Raw genomic sequence first — 21396 nt, 5'->3', positions numbered from 1 at the left:
AACGCAACGCCATACACAAAGCTTTGGCGTAAAAATCGCAGCAATTAGACAAGCAAAGCTGAAATTCAGCTGTTTTAAGGGGTTTAGCAACACTTTCGAATGCTGCCACGCCCCCTTACACAGTCAGTTATTGTACAATCAGCCGCGCTCAGCACCAACTACAATCCTATGCGTTTACGATCTCCGTTAGAAATCACCCGCTCCGTTGTTTTTGCGCTCGTCTTGCGCGAGATGCGCGGACGTTTTGGCCGCATTAGGCTAGGTGCCGTATGGGTTATCCTCGAGCCTATGTCCCACATGATCGTTTTGGGGACAATAATGAAACTACGCAGCGCGGCGTCGCCAAGTTATGAATTTCTCGTATTCTTGCTGATGGGCTTGGCGCCCTTTCTTTTATACAAGAATATCGTACTGAAGCTCATGGGCAGTGTCGAGGCCAACAAATCGTTGTTCTCCTACAAACAGATTCAACCCGCCGACGCCTTTTTCGCCCGGACAATCGTTGAATTTTGCATCTCCTCGATCACCTTTTTGATCTTATATATTGCGCTAACTTGGTACGGCTACTCTACCGCGATAACCGACCCAATCGCGTGGCTCTTTGCAATTTTTCTCGGCATCGCGTTCTCATTCGCGCTGGGAATATTTTACGCAATGCTCGCGGAAGCAATCCCCGAGTTGAGAACGCTTCTTAGCCTTACATTCATGCCGCTCTATCTGCTATCGGGTGTTATTTATCCGATAAATAGGTTACCTCATTCCATTATTGATTATTTATTGTGGAATCCGTACCTTCACATTATTGATCTTATCCGTGCCGCGACCTTTAAGCATTACAGGCTCTACCCTGGAGTTTCTTTTGAGTATGTAGTGAAGTGCACGATCGTCGCTTCATTCGCCGCTTATGCAGCCTACCGCGTACGCAAATATCGATTAATGTCTCTTTGACTCGACCATGTTCGAAGTAAGAAATATTACAAAATCCTATTACACCCCGCGTGGTCGAAGGTACGTATTTCGAGACATCTCGTTTTCCATTCCGCCGGATAGGAATATCGGGTTGATTGGAAAAAACGGATCCGGCAAATCTACATTGATGAGGCTGCTGGGTGGCGCAGATACGCCAGATCGAGGGAAAATTGTAACAAACAAGAGCGTATCGTGGCCGGTCGGGCTTACTGGCGGTTTTCAAGGCAGTATGAGCGGCAAAGATAATGTCAAGTTCGTCTGCCGAGTATATGGAGCGGTGGGCCCGCGTATGTCGGAGGTTCTTCAATATGTCCGCGACTTTTCCGATTTGGGGAAATGGTTCGATGAGCCTGTTCGATCGTATTCATCGGGCATGAGATCTCGCCTGGCGTTCGGCTTAAGTATGGCATTCGATTTTGACTATTACTTGATCGACGAAGTCATGTCTGTTGGAGACTCTCATTTCAAGAAAAAATCCAACCAAGTTTTTGCAAAGAAAATGAAGACTTCCAACATCATCTTGGTCAGCCATTCAATGGAAGACATTCGTCGTTTGTGCAACTTGGTCTTGCTCGTCGAAAACGGCACCATAACAATGTTTGATGATGTCGAGTCCGGCATCGCTGCTTATCAAGCCTAACGGCCTGCAGGAATTACCGTGTTGAATCTTGAGAAACTCAAAAAAACACCACTATTCATTTACATGGTGGTAATACCGATGATCGTGGTCGGCATTTACTACGCCTTTCTGTCACTTGACAGGTATGTGAGTACAGCAAAAATAGTTGTCCGCCAACCGCATGAGGCAGCAGGGGCCAATATCCCCAGTTTGGCTCTTTTGATGGGCAGCACGAACCCGACGTCGCGTGAAGAAACATTGTTTATGCAGGACTTTATTCAGTCCATAGACATGATGGATCATCTTCAGCAGAAGCTGAATTGGGTTGACGCGTATGCGGAGCAGATGAGTGATCCGCTTTTCTACATATCTAAGGACGCTCCCGCAGAAGATCTGCTCAAATTCTATCGTCGCGTGGTGGAAACGCATTTTGACGAATTCACAGGTCTTCTTCAGGTGGAGGTGCAAACTCCCGTACCAGCCCTTTCCAAAGCGATGCTGGATGAAATCCTGAATGAGAGTGAGCGTTTCGTAAATGAACTTTCGCACAAAATTGCCCGTGACCATTTGGGCTTCGCTGAACGTGAGCTAGGAAATGCCCGCCGCAACTATATCAAGCAGCGGGATATCTTGATTGCATTCCAGAATGCAAACAACCTTCTGGACGCAAAGTCGTCTGCGGCATCACGATCCGCAACACTCGCTGGGCTCGAAGACCTATTGACGAAGGAGCGCGCGCACTTGAAGGCACTACGCTCCACATTGGATGCCCAATCGCCCCAGGTCAGACAACAACAGGTAAAGATTCGCGCGATCGAGCAACAACTTGCGGCCGAAAAGAAAGAGTTGATTTCCGCAGTTGGGGGAGAGCAACTCAACGTCATAGCGTCTGAATTTCAGAATTTGACTGTGGATGCGGGGATTGCTGAAGAAAGCTACAAGCTGGCTGTCACGGCTATGGAAAACGCCAGAATCGAGGCATCTAAGAAGATTCGTAGCTTGGTCACTATTGTGCGACCGGCAGTCGCGCAACGCGCTATATATCCCGAGCGTCTCTACAATCTCGCAACGCTATTTATCCTTTTGGTACTGCTCTATGGCGTTGCGCGCTTTGTGATTGCCACGATCGAAGATCATCGAGACTAACAATTCACAATCGACATGACTGCAGCCTCTGAACACACGCCACATCCCTTCCATATGTTTCATCCGACTCTGCGGGCAGGTGCACCCCGACTTGTGCGTGCAGCCCTCACTATGGCAATCGCGGCTGCCCTGAGTGGTTGCGGCATCCTATCGGGTGCAGGCCCGTACCGCTTAACGATTGCCGCAGAGGAGAGTTATTCCGATCCCAGGTACGAGGTCGTCGACCTGGATGCCAAGACAATAGGCAGCTACATGCGGCCGGCGATTCCTGAACTCACGTCCACGGTGTCGCAACTGCCTGTCAGCAATGTATTCCTCATACCGGGTGACGTTATCTCTCTGATGATTTCGGACAGTGGGCAAGAAGGCGCACTGTTCTCGCCCTTGAGCGCAGGGGGTACGAATTTTCCACAACTTCGCGTTGATGCTGACGGAAGGATATCGCTACCTTATGTAGGTGAACTGAAGGTGTCCGGCATGACGTTGCCCGATGTCGAACGCAGCGTACGCCAAAGACTCAAGGGAAAGGCAATTGACCCTCAAGTGCACGCCGCAATGGTGGGGGATCTTTCCGGGTCCGTGCTGGTGGCGGGAGGAGTCAAGACGCCAGGACGGTTCTCGGCACTTCAGGGTCCGCTGACATTGCTGGACGCTATTAACCAGGCCGGGGGACCCGTACTCGAACCGCATCTGGTCAATGTAGTCGTGCGCACCGGAAGCCAGGTTTATACCTACAGGTACCAAGACCTGCTTCAGGGAAAAAATCAGCCCGTCCCCCCACGATCCGAAATTGTGGTTGAGCGGGCGCGACAGCGATTTGTGGCTATGGGCTCGGTCAAAACGCCCGGGCTGCACGACCTACCCTCGGCGAGCTCTAGTTTGCTTGAAACACTTGGCTCCGTCGGCGGGTTGGAGGAATCGAAAGCCGACCCCACTGGCGTATTCATTTTTCGTCTTGTAGAGGATGATCCCGCCAATCCGCACGCGATCGTTTTCCGTCTCAACATGCGTAATCCAGAATCCATATTTCTCGCTAAACAGTTTTTGATGCAGCCGGAAGACGCGATCTATGTGACAAACGCAGCCGTGTACGAATGGCAGAAGATCATTACGCCTATCGTACAGGCGCTCTTACTCGGCCAGCGTTTCTGACGTCCGCCATGGCTGGCACTCTCGCCGCAGTCCATTGGCTTGACTGGGGATTATGGAGCCAACGTCAACTGGCATCGAGACTTGATGCCAGCGTGGCAATTACAGGCGGGCTCCTACCCTACCGAGGCGGCGCGGCATACATCGGCTGGGGTCTGAAGAAAAGCGGTTTGCGTGCGCTTGCTCTATCAAAACGCTTCGACGGACACTGCTGGCTGCTGGAGGACGGATTTCTTCGGTCGTTGGAAGGCAGCACGAGCCCCTCTTACTCCCTCGTCGTTGATGACGTGGGGATTTACTACGATGCATCCCGCTCCTCACGCTTGGAGCGCCTCGCCGCCATTTCCCTTGACGATGCGCAGCAGGATCGTGCTCTTCGTCTGCTCCAAGCCTGGCGATATCATCGGCTATCGAAATATAACGGCGGGCCCGACCCTATTCCGAACGCCCTTCCTAAACCGTATGTATTGGTGGTAGACCAAACGGCAGGCGATGCTGCCATTGCAGCTGGCGGTGCGAGTGCCACCAGTTTTCAGCAGATGCTAGGCGACGCACTTGCCGCGAATCCTGATTGCCGTGTCGTCGTGAGAGTGCATCCGGAGGTCGTACAGGGGCGTAAACATGGGCACTATGACCTCGCGTCACTTCGAGCGAACCCGCGAATAGTGGTTGTAGCTGACGGCTCTCATCCGGCACTGTGGATTAAGCATGCGCACGCGGTGTACACGGTTACATCGCAGATTGGATTCGAGGCGTTGCTGTGGTCCAAATCCGTGCACGTCTATGGCATGCCCTTCTATGCAGGCTGGGGCTTGACTCAGGACTTGCTGCCCGCACCCTCCCGACGCAAACACATCCCTCTTGAGCAACTGGCATACGCATGCCTGATCAGGTATGCGCGTTACTTCAATCCCGAGACCGGGTTGGGGTGCGAAATCGAGACGCTTATGGAATGGATGGGCCTGCAACGAAAACAGCGTCAACGATTTCCCGCGCGTCTGCTTGCTTACGGGTTCTCGCGCTGGAAACAGCCATTTGTCCGAGACTTTCTTGCCGGCAGCAAAACGGTATTCACGCAAACGCTCCCTCCAGCCGGCCCCTCCGATTATTCGATTGTCACGTGGGGGCACAAGCACAGCGCCGAGCTTGAGAATGCCGGTTTTCGAGAGCACGTGCTACGTATTGAAGATGGATTCCTTCGTTCCGTTGGATTGGGCGCGGACCTCATACGGCCGCTGTCCTGGGTCATCGACCCTGAAGGCATCTATTACGATGCACGCTCCCGCTCTCGGTTGGAGCGCATCCTTGCCCAAGAGCCTTTTACCGACGCGCTTCGCGAGCGCGCGGCTTTGCTGCGCCAATTGATCGTCGAAGCTGGCGTTACCAAGTACAATTTACAGCACCCTGAACAATGGCAGCGCCCCTCTGGCAAGAATCAGGTCGTCCTCGTTATCGGTCAGGTTGAAAGCGACGCCGCAATACGTTATGGCGCGAACACTGTACGCCGCAACCTTGATTTGCTGAAATCGGTCCGACAGGCCCGACCGAATGCTTGGTTGCTATATAAGCCTCACCCAGACGTGCGCGCAGGACTACGGAAGCAAGGCGAAGGCGAGTCCGATGCCCTGAGGTGGTGCGATGAGATCATTGGAGATTATTCTTTTGAAAGCCTTCTTCCTCATGTTGATGAGGTCCATGTATTGACCTCACTTGCAGGATTCGAAGCGCTGCTCCGCCATGTCCCGGTAGTAACCTGGGGCCAACCCTTCTACGCTGGCTGGGGATTGACCGAAGATCATGAGATGACCCCGCAAGTGCAGGCCAGGCGTACCAGGCGCATAAGCCTGGACGATTTGGTAGCGGCCACGCTGATTCTCTACCCTACCTACGTCAGTCGCGTCACGCGCAGTTTCTGCTCGCCAGAACGCGCCGTGCAAGAGTTGTTGGCGTGGCGCAGCGAACGCAAGCCCTCCCCTTTGCGCCGGATTGTGGCTCGGCTGACGCGCAAGCCATGAGCAAACGTTTTCTGTTTCTCCAAGGCCCTTGCTCGCCCTTTTTCAGCAAACTGGGCCGCGCGACACGCGAGGCCGGGCACAATGTGCAACGCGTCAACTTCAATGCAGGAGACTGCTGGTATTGGAACAATGGCGGAGCGCACTATTTTCGCAAGTCCGCGGACCAGCTCGACGCTTGGTACGCGGACCTTTTTGCCCGCGAGAATCCTACCGACCTGGTACTGTTCGGAGACCAGCGTCCCGTGCACCAACCTGCCATCAAGCAGGCAAAGGCCAACGGCATCCGGGTGCACGTATTTGAGGAAGGCTACTTTCGGCCGTATTGGGTATCGCTTGAGCGCGGCGGGGTGAACGCGAACTCGCAGTTACCGCGCGACCCGTCGTGGTATCGCCGAATCGGCCCAAGGATTCCGGACTACGGAAATGGCAGGGGCTTTGCCCCGTCATTCGCAGCTCGCGCATTCCACGATGTGGTGTATCACGTTGCTGGCATACGCAATCCCATCACCTACCCCGGTTACCGGACCCACTCACCCATTCTTGCGCACCACGAATACACCGCATATCTACGCCGTGCCGTCAAGCTGGCAAACCTGAAGCGCCGTAATCTGGCAGCGATCCAATCATTGATCTATGGGCGCGTCCCGTTCTGGCTCGTGCCGCTACAGCTGAACAGCGATGCTCAGATCCGGCATCATTCCCCGTTCTCTAGTATGACGGATATGCTTGAAATGACGCTGACCTCGTTCGCACGGATGTGCCGGCCGGATTCGGTTTTGGTCATCAAGAACCACCCCCTGGATACGGGCCAAGAGGATCACGCTTCGATCATCGACGGAATTCGTGAACGCGTAGGACTCAAACGCGAACGGATCCTATACTTGGAAACGGGTCCGCTGCCCGCCCTGCTCAATCATGCGCGCGGAGTGGTGACAGTGAACAGCACTGTCGGAGGATCTGCACTTGTGCATGGCAGGCCTTTGAAGGCCTTAGGCAATGCCATATATGACATGCCAGGCCTCACTTTTCAGGGAGCCCTCGACTTGTTCTGGCGTTACACCAAGCAACCTGATCAACGCTTGTTTCGCTGGTTCCGAAATACGGTTATCCATGGAACGCAGATCAACGGCGGGCTTTACAGCCGGGAAAGCATCGACTTAGCCATATCCAATGCGTTGCCGCGGCTCTTGTCAGATAAAAGCCCGTTGGAAAAATTTCTGTAGCATTACCAGGATAAGTCACTTTGCACATGTGGCTTTTCCTTGAGATCTATCGGCATAGCTTTCGACGTTTCGACCCTCAATCCGATTGTCTCGCAGCTCCAATTCCTCCGACGCGCATTCCTTTCTCGCGATTTGGCGTTGGACGCACGCCTTGACGCCATCGTTACAGTACCACTGCGAAATTGCGTGCACATCACCAGGTTTTGTATTATCCGAAGCTGAGCCAAAGATATTCCCAGAAATACGGTTCTTATCAGACTGATCTCTGATCCGGATCGGATCCCCAGAAAAATCGTCGAACTTGTTCCCGACGATATCGTTTCCTTGAGACATGTTCGATATATATATCGCGTGCAAATGCCCACGACCATAGGCTTTCAACGCAGTTTCGCCAATATCTAGATTTATAATATTTTTGAACGAATTCCCCTCGATCCGCCCTTGCCCTACGCCTTGTAGCCGTACCGCCGCGGTACACCCCCCCCGCGGCTGATTCCCACGCTTCACCGGATCAAATTTGCTTCCGATATCAACGAAGTTGCTATTCCGGACGACCACATCACGCCCCCCAGGCCTGCGAACTTCGTCAGACCAAGATTGAAAACTTAAAGCTTCGCAATAGCGTTGGAACGTCAGCCCCGTAAATTCCAACTTCATCGATACGGGCGCAGAATCACGAGTGGGAGTACTGGGAAGTGCTTTAAAGAAGACAGACTGCTTCCCTCCCTGTCCGTCGAACACAACAGCGCTCCCAGGCCGGGCAGGCATGAAGCGCGTCCATACCCCTGGAAACGTGCGCCATTCAACGCCTTGCCCCCGGTACACACCCGGGGCAAATAGCACTCGCACCTCATCATAGCCACGTGCCTTTTCAGCCACGAGCTCCTGCGCCTTAGCGAGGGACACAATGGGGTTATCAGCGCTCAGCCCGGAGGCGGTATCGACCCCCTTGGGCGCCAGATAAATGTCCAAGGACTTGCCAGCAGCAGTTGCGCTACCGCACATACTGAGAGTCAACAACCCCATACCAACAACAAATGAATGCAGCGCTTGTTGACGGATTGCAAAAGAAGACTTCAAGACGATCCCCCTGCTCAATTAGTTCTCCAAATCGACAGTCTCGCGTACTCAGCAACACCTCTGATTCAAGCGGTGGTCCCGCCACCCTGCAGCCGCAGGAAAAGCGGCAATTTTCCACCTATTCTCCTGGCGCTGCGGTCTCCAGCTATGACTCATCATCCTGAAGCCGCGAACCCGTATGGGCGACGGTCGATCCGGCGCTCAGACTAGGCTAGGCTAGGCCTTGGTTTTCGTGCATGATGACACCGAATTGCGCCGACGACATTACGCCGATCAAATTAGAACTCCAAGCCAATTCCGACAATGCCTGCAAGTATTTCCAAAAGAATCAAAACAGACAAAGACGTAAAACATGCGCTCGCCGCACAGGCTGGCCCAGTGAACGATGACTGGCGGGAAGTCACCTTGGCGCCCGATGAAACCCTCATACTTAGTAGGAACGCTTCAGGGTTCCTTGATTGCATTCGCCTGATTTTGGCGGCCAACAGCCGCCTTGTCCTCGAGCGCGCCAACTGCATACTGGAAGTGCAGACGCGAGGCCCGCACGATGGAGTCTGCACGGTACGCGTGAACGACAATTCGAACGTCGTTCTCTTGAAAGGCGTTCAGGGCGAAATGCCCCTGCAGCTGGAAATTGGAACCGGCGCGTGTGTCGAGCTGGACGGTCCGATGTTTCTCGCCTCCTCATCGGCGCCCGTGCGTGCCGCCTTCCGGAGCAATGGCTCTGGATGCCTCTCTGCCATTTGGAGCAACTCCGCATTTGCCGTTCCCGAACTTGAGGTTTCTGGCATGGTGGCTGGCGACCAGCTGAATCTGAGCTGTATGGATGATGTCGGCACAATGCACAGGATCACATCCCTGGATGAGGTTGCAGCGGTGCCCCTGGCCCCGTCTCAGTCGCTGCCTCAGACAGCTGCTGTGTCGCCCATTCCGGTGCGCTTCGCGGCTTCTGGCCACCTGACAGGCATGTCATGGTGCGCAGACTTTCCCCCACCCCCTCGGTTCGAAGGCGTCTGGTCCGATACTCCTCTTGCCGAATCGCACCAACAAGTCGTGTTTTGCGGACGGATCCCGCATCACCTGCGCGCGGAACTTGGGCCGATACAGCTTGCAGCCAACGCGTTGGCCCCGGGCGTTCCTTCTGCGCCACTTGCCTTGGCTCCCTGGCAATTATTGGATTACCACGGCATTGCCGTATATGCCCATCAAATGCTCAACGGAAAAACCGTTACTCAGCACCCCCATTGGCACTGGCTTCGGTACGACGTCCCTCCCCCTCTTGTTAAAAATTCTCACCAGACAAAAGGGCTACTGCTGAGGCCAGGCCGGGGCCATTGGATACACACCGGACGCCGGGAAACGGAGAGCTGTCGCCAACGCATGCTGAACTACACCGCTGAAACCTTGGCGTTGGAATTGGTGTCGCAGCCGGCATTGCGGCTGGATTTCAACGGGCAGGTTATACCAGGAACTTCCTCGCCCGATGGGCGCCGCTGGCGCTTCCAATTGCCGCCAACGCTTGAACCCTGCCCATGCAGAATTCTCTCTCGCAGCGCCGTCGCCAAAGAGACAAGCATTCTCGATCAGGAAGACCGGCGCACGCTCGGAGTGGCGCTTCAGTCTGTAGATGTGCTGGCTAACGGCGAACGACGCAGGCTGGATATGAATCATCCCGACTGGTGCGGTTTGCATGCACTGTCAACCTTGCGCGGCAGTACGCTGCGCTGGACAAATGGCATGGCCGCTCTGCCTCATTCCGCACATGGCCTACGCGGTGGGGAGATCCTTGAGATAGACGTGGGAGCTACCGTCCACTATTGGCACCTGAGCAAAGATAAAACGACGAGCGACAAGCCATGAGAATCGACGACCTGGCTAGCGGCGCGCAGACTTGGTCAAGCGCATTTGTTTCGGCAGTACTTGGCGGAAAGACAGGCCAAGGCCTGCCCGACCTGCTCATGTACTACCCGGTGGCGCAAGTCAATCCCTACCAGCCTATGCTGTACGCGAGCGCGGAAGCACACGCACTTTCCGTGCTGCCCGTCCTGCGGCTGGAATCGTTAGACGATATCGCATGGCAAGGGCACGGCATCGTCCATCTGCATTGGTTGGCAAGCATTTTGCAGAAGGCCGCGACAGAGGCCGAAGCCGATGCTGCGGTTGCGGCCTACGTTGAACGCTTGGCCGCCATGCGAAGGATGGGCCTGCGCATCGTATGGACCGTGCACAATGCGATGCCGCACAGCACAACGTGGGTGCAAGCAGAACGTGCAGTACGTCAGGCGACAGCTGATGCCGCCGACCTCATCCATGTCATGAACCGGGATACGGAACGCCTGACGTCCGCCTATTTCCGGATCGATCCAAGGAAAGTTCTTCACATCCCGCATCCCAGCTACGGCGACTGGTATGCCAACATCATCTCGCCAATGCATGCGCGGCAAGACCTCGGCCTGGATCCGGACAGCTTTACCTTTCTGTGTTTCGGGTCGATCCAGCCATATAAAGGGCTGCTGGAATTGATCGATGCTTACGACACCCTGCGCAAACGCAGGCCTGATCGCGCCTGCACACTGATCATTGCCGGCCAGGTCGATAACGAGGACTATTACACTGCACTGCGCGCCCGGGTGATAGACCGGACGGACATACGCCTGATACCGGGTAATGTCCGTGATCAACGCGTGCAGTACTACTTCAACTCTTGCGACGCTGTTGTCGCCCCATATCTGGAAACGCTCAATTCGGGAGTAGCCATGCTGGCCGCGACGTTCCGGCGCATGGTCGTCGCGCCCGCCGAAGGCGGCATGGCCGAAGTATTTGCCGACGACCCCTCCTTGCTTTACTCCCGGACCGCCTCTCACGGATTGGCCGACGCAATGGAGCGAGCCCTGGCGTATCGCCCGAACGAACGTCTCTTCGACGGCCTTCTGGCGCGCCACGACCCCTATCTCCTGTCTGACCGATTGTGCAGCGCATTGCGAAAAATGCTGGAAGACGGGACAGTGGAGCGCCAGGCATGCTGACCCTGACCCAACCCGCACGGCCTCCGTTGTCCCTGCCTGTCAAACGCGGCAAGCCCCTCAAAAACCTGGTTTTATCCGTCGACAACGACGCGGTGGCCTGGGCGTTTCACGCCCGCGCTTCAGGCGACGTCACAGCGCCTATTCCGAGAGGCGCTGTCCTGACATTCCAGTTCTACGATTCCTCCGGCCATGTACTGGATGCTCCTGATTGCGGATTCACGTATTCCGATGCGTTGAGATCCCGGTTCGCTTATGTGCCTGTCAGCAACAAGACCGCAGCTATCCATCTCAAACCGGTGCTCCCCCCTGCCGGCGCTGCCCGTTTGGAGTGCCAACTCCAGCGCTGGCAAAGCCCAGAGGAGTTACGGCTGAGCGTCGAGCTATCGGCAGAGTCCAAGGAAGTCTCCCTGGAGCAAATCCCCGCACTCGAGGCATCGAACTCAGCGCACGCGGAACGGGTTGCATGGCGCTTGCTTGAATTGCACGTTGCAAGTCGGCCCCATCTTTTGGAGATCCAGGCACTCGCGTGGCGGATTGGCGCCTCACGCTTATTAGCCAAAGCGAGCCACCTGCTCGACGAGGCGCCGGAGGCGCGCGGATATATGCGCAATCAGGCGCGTTTTGCCTTGGCCGCATTGAACGACTTGGAAGACTGGCCGGCTGACGCCGCCCCGTCGCTCCCTCACACGGGCCTGCCTCATCGCGTTGCTCATTTGGCACCCGCGCAAGACAGCCCGGCACTTCAGCTTTCCCGAGCACAGTTTGAACGCGGCATGCGCCCTTTGGTGCTAGTCCCATCGGGCTATGGCCAACCGTCCCATGCAGGAAGTCCTTACACGGTCCATGAAGAAGCGGGTGTCCAATCGGTAACCTTCAACGCCCTGACTCCTGACGCGGCACGAGGCATTCCGCGCGATGATTTGAGGCGCTTTGACGTGTTGTTGGCTGAACCCTGGCTGCGTCGGGCACGCACGGGGCTATTGCATGCGCATGTGGGCCGCTCGGGACATGATCTCGCTTTGCGAGCACTGGCGTTGGCCAAGCGCTGCGCGATACCTGTCGTGATGGACTGGCATGCTCCGCATACGCCGTTTCCATTCCCCGACGCAACAAGCCCGCCCCCGTACTCCGAATCGGCGCAAGCAGCCTATCGTCAGCAGTTGAGGTGCGCTGGTCGCGCCGACGCAGTCATTGTCGCCGACGAGTGGCAAGCATGGCAGCTTCGCACGGAGGGCATCGCTGCCAACCGCATCTTCGTACTGCCCCAGCTCATTGCCACCCCTACGCCAGCTTCTCTGGCGATTCAGGACCATAGCAATAAGCAATGGAGCGCATTGCTAGACCTGCGCGGCGTTGATCCGCTCCGGCTCACAGCCTTGGCGTCGGTGCTGCCAACCGCCGTTGGCCGCAAGGCCGTGCAGTTGCATGTCGCGGGAACGGACGACGCCTATCGACGTGTGGAAGACGTGTTACTGGAAGCAGGCCTAGGCCCCAGCCTCGGACAGCACTTTGACGCGGCGGTGCCAACCCCTGCAACCCTTCGCGCGAGCGTGCTCATCCGCCTGCGGCCCCACATCCGGGCAGATCAACCCGCTTGGCTATCGGATGTAAATAGTTTCGCAAGCGCGGGAACCCTTATCCTTGCCGAAAGCACCCCCGAAAGCGACTACCTGATCCGCGAAGCAGGACTCGGACTGACCTTCGACCTCACTTCGGATTCGGCGTTTGCACACGCTTTCAGCGACCTGTCGCCTTCCCGCCCTGTCGCTGCACGCTTACGCCGCAGTTTGCGTATCCTGGCCGCCGCGCTAAACGATCCCGATGCCCTGGCCGCATCCGTCGACCATGTCTACCATCACGCCCTGTGCTCGGTGGGCTAGTTACCGCCCCTACGCCAAATGCCGACTCAACTCCCCCGCCAACTCGACAACCCCATGTTGATTCCCGTCATATTGTCCGGGGGGGCTGGAAAGCGCTTATGGCCAGTCTCGCGCCTGCTGCATCCCAAGCCATTCATCGAAATCGAAGGGGAATCTCTTCTGCAGAAGGCGTTAGTGCGAGCGCAGAACCTGCCTGGGGTGCGCGAAGTACTGACCGTGACCACTCGCGAGTTGCATTACAAAACTACCGATGCGTACCGCCAAGTCCGTCGTCCCGACCTCACGTTGGGCTATCTGCTGGAACCCGAAGGCCGCAATACTGCGCCGGCGGTAGTGATTGCCGCCTTGGCGCTCGTGCAAAAACATCCGGATGCCACGCTGCTGTTCCTGACCGCAGATCATTTGATCCGTGACACCAGGTCTTTTCATGCCGCCGTCGAACAGGCCCGCCAGTTGGCGGCCGACTGGATCGTAACGTTCGGATTGAAGCCGGATCGGCCCGAGACAGGCTTCGGCTACATCCAAGCAGACGGGCACCGCATTCGACGCTTCGTAGAAAAACCCGACTTGCAAACTGCGCAGGACTATCTTGCGCAAGGCGACTATCTCTGGAACTCCGGCATGCTGTGCGTAAACACCGCACGCCTCCTCAAAGAACTAGAACTGCACGCGCCCAGGCTGTTGGAACAACAACAAGCGTCACTCCTGGCATCCAACTGCGTTACCTCACCTGGCGAGTACGAAGTCACGCTGCCAGTTGATGCCTACAAGGAGGTGGAATCCATTTCGATCGACCATGCGTTGCTGGAAAAAACGCAGCGCGCAGCAGTTGTCGGTTGCGATCTGGAATGGACAGATGTGGGAACCTGGTCCAGCCTGGCCCAGCAGCTTCCGGCAGATGCGGACGGCAATAGGACGCTCGGCGAAGTCATGCTGCAAGACTCGCACGACTGCTATATCCATGGCAGCGATCGATTGGTAGCGGCGGTTGGTGTGCAAGGTCTTATCATTGTCGACACGCCGGATGCGCTGCTAGTCATGGACGCGACGCAGCCCGAACTGATACAGAAAATCATCGACCGATTAGCTGCTCAAGGCCATGCCAGCCGACTGCAGCATCGTACTGTGCATCGCAGTTGGGGTACCTACACGACCTTGGAAACCGGCGCGGGGTTCAAAATCAAGCGGCTTGTCGTCAACCCCGGTTCGTCGCTATCCCTGCAAATGCACCATCACCGCAGCGAACATTGGATTGTGGTGGACGGCACAGCCCACGTCATAAACGGCGACCAGGAAACCGTCGTCCACCGAAATCAGTCCACCTATATCCCCGCTGGCCGCAAGCATAGGCTCAGTAATCGCGAAGCGACACCACTAGTGCTGATTGAAGTGCAGAGCGGCCCCTACCTGGAAGAAGACGACATCATCCGTTTCGACGCCCCTCCCGACTCAGCTCCTGGCAAGCCTCAGGCCAAATAGCATTCGCGCAACCATATGCTTGCCAAGCCCTCAAGCGCGGCAGGCTGTTCACCGCTGCATCCTGCAACACGGTTGTGCCAGATGAGGTACGGCGTCGTCCCCGGCGGTTCACCCAACGTGCGATAGACGTGCGCCATGATGGGAACGTGATCGCCATAAACGCAAAGGCTCGCCGGCCGGTCGTGTTCGCGCAGATAACCCGCTATGCACGAAAACATGGCATCCGCATTGCGCAGATGGCGGGCGTATACGATGAGGTCACTGCAATTGTCAGGTAACGGTTGCGTCGCGACCGCCCTGTATTCCTCCGGAACAACTTGCTCCCAGTGAAGCGGGCCGTGGTTTTCCATTGTGATGACGTGCACATAAAGCGGCCGTGGATCGCTTCGCCGCAACATCGCGATAACCTTTTCCGCTACCGCCTTGTCGCCTACGTACGGCCCCTGCCGATCCTCTTGCGCAAACGCGGCCATGTCGATGAACTCATCAAACCCAAGCATCGGCAATACGACATTTCGCCGATAGAACGTTGCATGGTAGGGATGAATACACACCGTCCGGTAACCTTGCGTCCTCAAAAGGCGGACGAAGGAAGGCGTCGTCGACGTCGCTAGACGCCGATACGGGTTGAAGCGGTGCACGCCCAAGTCCCCTTGAGACTGCCCAGCCAGAAACGCGAACTCGCTTCTTACCGTATTGGCCCCCCATGCGGGAACGATCAGAGCGCCGTGCCTAAGGGATTCGGCACACAGGATGTCAAATTCAGAAAGCAAATCCTTGCGCAGCGTCGGATACGTCTGCCGAGCATCGAAAAAAGACTCGCTTTGGATAGAGATCAGATCGGGCATCGAGGTACCGGTCGATCCGTCGGAGGGCGGGAAACCAAAATCGTCGGTTAGTGCGGGTACCGTTCGTTCGGCGCGCCAGTAGCAAACCAGGCTCGCAAACAGGCCAAATCGGACAAGGTCGCGCTGCGCATCGAAATCCGGCCGCAGCCTGCACCCTCCCGCACACAGGATCAGACCAATCGCTGTCAACGCGGCCAGCGCAAACACGTAGTACCCACCACTGCCCGGCGCGTCCAGCAAGCTCGGCTCTAAAAGGAATGCCGCATAGCAAAGCCCGGCGTACCCGACAGCGGGCAAGGCAATTGCCCACATGCTCACGAATGGCAAATACAGCCGCGGGTGCCTAATCGCATCGGTAAAGTACTCAAAATCCGGAAAAACGAACGGCTCTCGCAGCGCCTGAAATTTGGCATTGCTTACCAGCACTATCAGTAATTGGACTGCCAACACGTTCGCGACCGCAAAATAGGGCCTTCTGAACAATAGCAGCTCAAACGCGAATGCCAACGTCCATGCGCCCAGATGCACAGCGGTCGCGGCTAGCGGTCTGCGCCACGGCGCGACGGGGCGGGGGACGAGCAAGTATTCCACGCCCCAGGTCAATGCCATACCGATCAGGAAAGGCAGCCACAAGGCCTCAAAGAACGCCTCAATCACCGTAGCCCATCCTCTTCAGGATCCAACCCGACACTGCCGGATGGATCACCGACAACAGGAAGCACCCCAGATTGAGCGGAAACGGAAAACTGATCCGCGCCCGGTTCGCCTGCAGCCCGCGCCGGATCACGCGCGCTGCTTTGTCCGCCTTCCACAGGAAAGGTTTGGGGCCGGGCATGTCGAAGCACATCTGCGATTCGACGTAACCGGGCATGATGACGTTGAATTTGATGCCTTCGTGGGCAAGCGCGTCGCGCATGGCTTCGCCATAGACTTTGACCGCGGCCTTGCTGGCGCTATAGCTGGGCGTCTCAGGCAAGCCGCGCCAGGCCGCCAGAGAGCTGACCAAGGCGATCTGCCCATGGCCGCGTTTGCGCATGGCGGGCAATACCCCATGGACGGTGGCGAAGACCGCGCGGACGTTGACGTCCAGCAGGCGGAGCACATCCTGCCAGTCTTCGCCCTGCCCGTCGGGGCCTGTATTGATATTGACCCCGGCATTGGCGACGACGAGCGACGGCATTTCGCTTTCGCAGACATCAGCCAGCCACGCCATCAGCGCGTCGTGGTCGCGCACGTCCAGCGCCTGCGTGACCACGCGCGCGCCCAAGGCGCCGCAACGGTCGGCCAGCTCTTGCAGCCGCTCAGTATTCCTGCCTTGCAGGATCAGGGTTTTCGCACCCGCCGCGGCGTACTCCACCGCAAGCGCGCCACCGATGCCGCCGGTTGCGCCTGTGATGAGCACGCAGCTCGGAAAGCCGGGTTCGCGGCTGTCAGTGTTATTCATGCTTGCTGGGATGAGGTGGCGGAATCGCCAGAGGACGTGCGACAGAGTGGCGCGGCATGCAAAGCCAGCACTGCGCCAGGCGCGGCGAGAAAAGATGAAGCAGAAGGTCGAAATGAAGACGTTATCTGTGGCACGGTTGCATAGACATGGCCGCCTTTCGGCGGCCATGTCGGGTGTTCACAAGGATCCGGTCACCTTCCCCGACAGGGAAGATGGCCGGCCATTGTAAGCGAACGCGCGATCTAGATCATTGCAGCAGGCTGCGCAGCATCCAGGCGTTCTTTTCGTGCACGTCCAGGCGCTGCGTCAGCAGGTCGGCCGTGGGCTGGTCGTTGGCGGCGTCGGCCTTTTCAAAGGCCGCGCGGGCCGTCTTGGCGACCGATTCATTGGCGCTGACCAGCAGGCGGACCATTTCCAGCGCTTCGGGCACCGACTCGGGCTCGGCGATGGACGACAACTTGGAATATTCGCGGTAGGTACCCGGCGCGTAGTGGCCCAGTGCGCGGATGCGTTCCGCGATGCTGTCCAGCGCGTTCCATTCTTCCGTGTACTGCGTCATGAACATCAGGTGCAGCGTGTTGAACATGGGCCCCGTGACGTTCCAGTGGAAGTTGTGCGTCATCAGGTACAGCGTGTACGAGTCGGCCAGCAGCTTGGACAATTCACCGGCGACGGCCGCGCGGTCCTTGTCCGAAATGCCGATGTTGATGCGCGGGACACTCGGGGTCTTCTTGGTGGACTTGGCCATTGCTAGCTCCTATAGGATAAGTACGAATTAAGGATACCACTGCAAACACTACGAATTGACGCTGCGCAACCGCGTTTTGGCGATCTGCACCGCGTGGGTTTGACGCGGCTCAAGACGGCGTTGTGCAGCGCCAAGCCAGGCATTGAAATATCAGTCCTGGACGGCCGCCGCCTCGTCGGCCAACATCTTCACGCCGGGCAGTTCGCATTCATAGACGGCTTGCGCCAGGGCTTCGATCGCCGCCAGGCGGGGAAAGCTGCGCCGCCATGCCAGCACCACGCGGCGCTCGGGCACGTGGCCATCGAACGGCAGGTAGGTCAGCAGGCTGTTGCTGGGCGGGTGTTCCGGCACGGCCGTGACGGGCAGCACGGTAACGCCGATGCCCGCCGCCACCATGTGCCGGATGGTCTCCAGCGAAGAGCCTTCGAAGGTGCGCTGGATGCCGTCGCTGGCCGCCGAGAACCGGGACAGCTCGGGGCACACTTCCAGCACCTGGTCCCGAAAACAGTGGCCGCTGCCCAAGAGCAACATAGTCTGCTGCTTCAGGTCCTGGGCGTCGATGGACTTGCGCTGGGCAAGCTCATGGTCGTTGGGCACCGCAACGATGAACGGTTCGTCGTAGAGAGGCTGCATGACCAGGCCGGCTTCGGGCAGCGGCAAGGCCATGATGGCGCAGTCGATTTCGCCCTGGCGCAACAACTCTACCAGCCGTACGGTGAAGTTTTCCTGCAGCAGCAGCGGCATCTGCGGCGTGCGGCCGATCTGCACCGGCACCAGCTTGGGCAGCAGGTACGGGCCGATCGTGTGGATGACGCCGACACGCAAGGGGCCAGCCAAGGGGTCGTGCCCCTGTCGCGCGATTTCCTTGATGCTGGCGCTTTCTTCCAGCACTTTCTGCGCCTGCGCGACGATGCGCTGACCGATCGGCGTCACGCCGACCTCGGCGCCGCCGCGTTCGAACAAGGTCACGCCCAGTTCGTCTTCCAGTTTGCGTATCGCGACGGACAGCGTCGGCTGGCTGACGAAACAGGCCTCGGCCGCCCGGCCGAAATGCCGCTCGCGCGCAACGGCGACGATGTACTTGAGTTCGGTGAGAGTCATGGTGGACTACGCCCCCGGGGGTTGCGCGCAGGCCTGGCGGCCGACGCTTGAGTGATTCAGGTGAAGAACGGGCAGCATGGCGTCACGTCCGCAGGAAGTCTTCGCGGCCGCGCATCCAGCGCGCCAGATGCGCCTCGACAGCCGCGGGATGCTCGGCGCGCAACCAAACCGCGGCATCGCGCGCATCTTCGGCAATCGCGGCATCAGTTTCCAGGTCGGCGAAGCGCAGCAGCGCCATGCCGGACTGGCGCGTGCCCAGGAATTCACCTGGACCGCGCTGTTCAAGGTCGCGCCGAGCGATCTCGAACCCGTCGGATGTCTCGAACATGGCGCGCAGCCGCTCACGCGCAATTTGGGATAACGGTGTTTGATACAGCAGCACGCAAACCGATTCGGCGGTGCCCCGCCCTACCCGGCCGCGCAGCTGATGCAACTGGGCAAGGCCGAAGCGTTCGGCGTGTTCAATGACCATCAGCGACGCGTTGGGCACGTCGACGCCGACCTCAATGACGGTGGTAGCTACCAGCAGGTCTACCTCGCCGTCGCGGAACGCCTGCATGACGGCGGCTTTTTCGGCCTGGGGCAAGCGGCCGTGCACCAGGCCGATGCGAAGATCGGGCAGGTCGACGCGCATGCCTTCATAGGTGTCGACCGCCGTCTGCAATTCCAGCGCCTCGCTTTCCTCGACCAACGGACAGACCCAATAGGCCTGCTGGCCGCCGCGCGCGGCTTGCGCGACGTGGGCGATGACTTCTTCGCGCCGCGCGTCGGAAACCAGCTTGGTCAGGACGGGGGTGCGGCCAGGCGGCAATTCGTCAATGACGGACACGTCCAGGTCGGCGAAGAACGTCATGGCCAGCGTGCGCGGGATGGGCGTGGCGCTCATGTTCAGTTGATGCGGCACGAAGCGTCCGCGCACGGTCTCGCCTTTCTTGGTCAGGGCCAGTCGCTGGCCGACACCGAAGCGATGCTGCTCGTCGACGATCGACAAGCCCAGGCGGTGGAATTCGACATGGTCCTGGATCAGTGCCTGCGTGCCCACCATCAGTTGCACGCTGCCGTCCGCCGCGGCTGCCGCAGCCTCGCGGCGCGCCTTGGCGGTCAGGCTGCCGCTTAGCCAGGCCACGTTGACGCCCAACGGTTGCAGCCACGACACCAGTTTGCGGAAATGCTGTTCAGCCAGGATTTCAGTGGGCGCCATCAACGCCACTTGGGTGCCGCCGGCGATCGCCTGCGCCGCGGCAATCGCCGCGACGACGGTCTTGCCGCTGCCGACGTCGCCCTGAAGCAAGCGATGCATCGGATACGGCTTGGCCAGATCGGCAGAGATCTCCTGCACCACGCGCTCTTGCGCACCGGTCAGTTTGAACGGCAGGTTGGCGTACAGCTTGGCGACGAGCCCGCCGGGCTCGTTACGCACCGGCAGCGCCTCGGATTCCTTGACACGGCGCGCGGCGCGGGCGGCAGCCAGCGACAACTGCTGGGCCAACAATTCGTCGAACTTGATGCGGCGCCAGGCAGGATGGACGCGGTCCAGCAAGGCCTGCTCGGATTCGCCTTGAGCCGGCGTATGCAATGCGCGGATGGCGGGTTCAAAGGGTGGCAGGTCGTAGCGCTGGCGGGCCTCGTCGGGCAACGTGTCGGAAAGGTCGGCGCGGTCCAGCGCCTGCGCGATGGCGCGGCGCAAGGTCAGCTGCGGCAGCCCTTCCGTGGTGGGATAGACCGGCGTCAACGCCGTGGGCAGCGGCGCATCCGCATTCGTCATGCGGGGATGCACCATTTGACGGCCGAACAGCCCGCCCCGGACTTCACCCCGGGCACGCAGGCGCTTGCCCACGGTGATCTGCTTTTGCTGGCTGGGGTAGAAGTTCAGCCAGCGCAATTGGAGTTCGCCGGTTTCATCCGCCAAAGTGGCGGTAAGTTGGCGCCGGGGCCGGTACAGCACCTCGGATTTGATGATTTCGCCTTCGACCTGGCCCGAAAAACCCGGGCGCAGAGCGCTGATCGGCATGACGCGGGTTTCGTCCTCATAGCGCAACGGCAGATGAAGCACGAAGTCCTCGGGCAGCACCAGACCCAGGTTACGGAGCTTGCGCTCTGTATCCGTCATCGGTTTCCCGGCGCCTTTGGTATCGGCGCCGGGTCGCTTGGAAGCCACGGCCGCGGCCGGCATGAAGGAACGAACCCCTGGGATCGAAAGTCCGGGTGCGCCTTACAGGACGAGGATGGCTTCGACTTCGAACTGCGCGCCCTTGGGCAGGCTGGCCACGCCGATGGTCGAACGCGCCGGGAACGGCTGCGGGATGATTTCGGCCATGATGGAGTTGGCGGCGGTGAACTTGCCCAGGTCGGTCAGGAACAGCGTCAGCTTGACGACGTTGTCCAGCGTGCCGCCGGCGGCGGTGATCACGGCCTGCATGTTGGCGAAAGCCTGACGCACTTGCGCGTCGAAATTTTCGGAAACCAGATCGCCAGTGCCCGGTTCCAGGCCGATCTGGCCCGAGAGATAGACAGTCTTGGTGCCGCTAACGGCAACCGCTTGCGAGTAAGGGCCAACGGCGGCGGGCGCTGCGTCGGTATGGATGATTTGCTTGCTCATGGGCGGAATCCTTCAGGTGACGGATAGAAGCTACAACTATCGGAGTTTAAACAGCAATAGACTTTTGCGA

17 protein-coding genes are annotated in these 21396 nt (G+C 58.3%); 10 read left to right on the top strand and 7 right to left on the bottom strand.

Annotation, left to right across the window (positions count from 1 at the left end; all coding sequences use genetic code 11):
• Positions 1 to 99 precede the first annotated feature (99 nt).
• The 6 genes from HG262_RS02175 to HG262_RS02150 all read left to right on the top strand — a co-directional run bounded on the left by HG262_RS02175 (position 100) and on the right by HG262_RS02150 (position 7121).
• Positions 100 to 948: an ABC transporter permease gene (locus HG262_RS02175; protein ID WP_169269469.1), complete on the top strand. Its 849-nt coding sequence runs from the start codon at positions 100 to 102 to the stop codon at positions 946 to 948.
• Positions 949 to 955: 7 nt separating this feature from the next.
• Entirely contained in the window at positions 956 to 1609 is a 654-nt protein-coding gene (locus HG262_RS02170; RefSeq protein WP_169269468.1) for an ABC transporter ATP-binding protein, read from the top strand.
• Positions 1610 to 1627: 18 nt separating this feature from the next.
• Positions 1628 to 2734, top strand: coding sequence for an ABC transporter permease (locus tag HG262_RS02165; protein WP_169269467.1), 1107 nt, complete (start codon positions 1628 to 1630; stop codon positions 2732 to 2734).
• Positions 2735 to 2845: 111 nt separating this feature from the next.
• The gene (locus HG262_RS02160) at positions 2846 to 3886 is read left to right on the top strand and encodes a polysaccharide biosynthesis/export family protein (RefSeq protein WP_169269466.1); all 1041 of its coding nucleotides are present in this window, start codon (positions 2846 to 2848) and stop codon (positions 3884 to 3886) included.
• A gap of 8 nt (positions 3887 to 3894) precedes the next feature.
• A complete protein-coding gene (locus HG262_RS02155; protein WP_169269465.1) occupies positions 3895 to 5898 on the top strand; it encodes a capsular polysaccharide biosynthesis protein in 2004 nt (667 codons plus the stop codon).
• A complete protein-coding gene (locus HG262_RS02150; protein WP_169269464.1) occupies positions 5895 to 7121 on the top strand; it encodes a capsular biosynthesis protein in 1227 nt (408 codons plus the stop codon). Before HG262_RS02155 ends, HG262_RS02150 begins: the two co-directional genes overlap by 4 nt.
• Positions 7122 to 7136: 15 nt before the next feature.
• Here HG262_RS02150 and HG262_RS02145 read toward each other — a convergent pair whose 3' ends face one another.
• Positions 7137 to 8219, bottom strand: a complete 1083-nt coding sequence (locus HG262_RS02145; protein ID WP_169269463.1) for a hypothetical protein — start codon at positions 8217 to 8219, stop codon at positions 7137 to 7139.
• A gap of 285 nt (positions 8220 to 8504) precedes the next feature.
• Between HG262_RS02145 and HG262_RS02140 the strand changes: the two genes are divergently transcribed.
• The 4 genes from HG262_RS02140 to HG262_RS02125 are packed head-to-tail and all read left to right on the top strand — an operon-like array spanning position 8505 to position 14586.
• Positions 8505 to 10061, top strand: a complete 1557-nt coding sequence (locus tag HG262_RS02140) for a hypothetical protein (RefSeq protein ID WP_169269462.1) — start codon at positions 8505 to 8507, stop codon at positions 10059 to 10061.
• Entirely contained in the window at positions 10058 to 11227 is a 1170-nt protein-coding gene (locus HG262_RS02135) for a glycosyltransferase (protein WP_169269461.1), read from the top strand. The genes HG262_RS02140 and HG262_RS02135 overlap by 4 nt, the downstream gene beginning before the upstream one ends.
• Positions 11221 to 13107, top strand: a complete 1887-nt coding sequence (locus HG262_RS02130) for a glycosyltransferase (RefSeq protein WP_169269460.1) — start codon at positions 11221 to 11223, stop codon at positions 13105 to 13107. Before HG262_RS02135 ends, HG262_RS02130 begins: the two co-directional genes overlap by 7 nt.
• Positions 13108 to 13161: 54 nt before the next feature.
• Positions 13162 to 14586 (top strand): mannose-1-phosphate guanylyltransferase/mannose-6-phosphate isomerase, encoded by a 1425-nt coding sequence (locus tag HG262_RS02125; RefSeq protein ID WP_169269459.1) that lies wholly within the window; start codon positions 13162 to 13164, stop codon positions 14584 to 14586.
• Here HG262_RS02125 and HG262_RS31170 read toward each other — a convergent pair.
• From HG262_RS31170 to HG262_RS02095, 6 genes are all read right to left on the bottom strand, one after another.
• Positions 14574 to 16091, bottom strand: a complete 1518-nt coding sequence (locus HG262_RS31170; protein ID WP_169269458.1) for an LTA synthase family protein — start codon at positions 16089 to 16091, stop codon at positions 14574 to 14576. The genes HG262_RS02125 and HG262_RS31170 overlap by 13 nt on opposite strands.
• Positions 16084 to 16878 carry an SDR family NAD(P)-dependent oxidoreductase gene (locus HG262_RS02115; protein WP_169269559.1) on the bottom strand — a complete coding sequence of 265 codons (795 nt, stop codon included), beginning with the start codon at positions 16876 to 16878 and terminating at the stop codon, positions 16084 to 16086. Before HG262_RS02115 ends, HG262_RS31170 begins: the two co-directional genes overlap by 8 nt.
• Before the next feature lie 247 nt (positions 16879 to 17125).
• A complete protein-coding gene (locus HG262_RS02110) occupies positions 17126 to 17626 on the bottom strand; it encodes a Dps family protein (protein WP_006222203.1) in 501 nt (166 codons plus the stop codon).
• 150 nt (positions 17627 to 17776) lie between these two features.
• On the bottom strand, positions 17777 to 18727 hold the full coding sequence (locus HG262_RS02105; protein ID WP_169269457.1) for a LysR substrate-binding domain-containing protein: 951 nt from the start codon (positions 18725 to 18727) through the stop codon (positions 17777 to 17779).
• 82 nt (positions 18728 to 18809) lie between these two features.
• Complete coding sequence (gene recG, locus HG262_RS02100) at positions 18810 to 20900, bottom strand: ATP-dependent DNA helicase RecG (RefSeq protein ID WP_169269456.1); 2091 nt, start codon at positions 20898 to 20900, stop codon at positions 18810 to 18812.
• Between the two features lie 39 nt (positions 20901 to 20939).
• Positions 20940 to 21326, bottom strand: coding sequence for a Rid family detoxifying hydrolase (locus HG262_RS02095; protein ID WP_105558228.1), 387 nt, complete (start codon positions 21324 to 21326; stop codon positions 20940 to 20942).
• Between the last annotated feature and the right edge of the window lie 70 nt (positions 21327 to 21396).

Source organism: Achromobacter sp. Bel (assembly GCF_012928505.1).
Taxonomy (GTDB): Bacteria; Pseudomonadota; Gammaproteobacteria; order Burkholderiales; family Burkholderiaceae_B; genus Achromobacter.
This window is presented reverse-complemented; position numbering and strand designations above follow the sequence as displayed.

Coding starts and splice junctions, on each gene's coding strand:
- HG262_RS02150 (WP_169269464.1), top strand. CDS start 5,895: ATGAGCAAACGTTTTCTGTTTCTCCAAGGCCCTTGCTCGCCCTTTTTC.
- HG262_RS02130 (WP_169269460.1), top strand. CDS start 11,221: ATGCTGACCCTGACCCAACCCGCACGGCCTCCGTTGTCCCTGCCTGTC.
- HG262_RS02105 (WP_169269457.1), bottom strand. CDS start 18,727: ATGACTCTCACCGAACTCAAGTACATCGTCGCCGTTGCGCGCGAGCGG.
- HG262_RS02170 (WP_169269468.1), top strand. CDS start 956: ATGTTCGAAGTAAGAAATATTACAAAATCCTATTACACCCCGCGTGGT.
- HG262_RS02115 (WP_169269559.1), bottom strand. CDS start 16,878: ATGAATAACACTGACAGCCGCGAACCCGGCTTTCCGAGCTGCGTGCTC.
- HG262_RS02160 (WP_169269466.1), top strand. CDS start 2,846: ATGGCAATCGCGGCTGCCCTGAGTGGTTGCGGCATCCTATCGGGTGCA.
- HG262_RS02110 (WP_006222203.1), bottom strand. CDS start 17,626: ATGGCCAAGTCCACCAAGAAGACCCCGAGTGTCCCGCGCATCAACATC.
- HG262_RS02125 (WP_169269459.1), top strand. CDS start 13,162: ATGTTGATTCCCGTCATATTGTCCGGGGGGGCTGGAAAGCGCTTATGG.
- HG262_RS02175 (WP_169269469.1), top strand. CDS start 100: ATGCTGCCACGCCCCCTTACACAGTCAGTTATTGTACAATCAGCCGCG.
- HG262_RS02140 (WP_169269462.1), top strand. CDS start 8,505: ATGCCTGCAAGTATTTCCAAAAGAATCAAAACAGACAAAGACGTAAAA.
- recG (WP_169269456.1), bottom strand. CDS start 20,900: ATGCCGGCCGCGGCCGTGGCTTCCAAGCGACCCGGCGCCGATACCAAA.
- HG262_RS02155 (WP_169269465.1), top strand. CDS start 3,895: ATGGCTGGCACTCTCGCCGCAGTCCATTGGCTTGACTGGGGATTATGG.
- HG262_RS02095 (WP_105558228.1), bottom strand. CDS start 21,326: ATGAGCAAGCAAATCATCCATACCGACGCAGCGCCCGCCGCCGTTGGC.
- HG262_RS02135 (WP_169269461.1), top strand. CDS start 10,058: ATGAGAATCGACGACCTGGCTAGCGGCGCGCAGACTTGGTCAAGCGCA.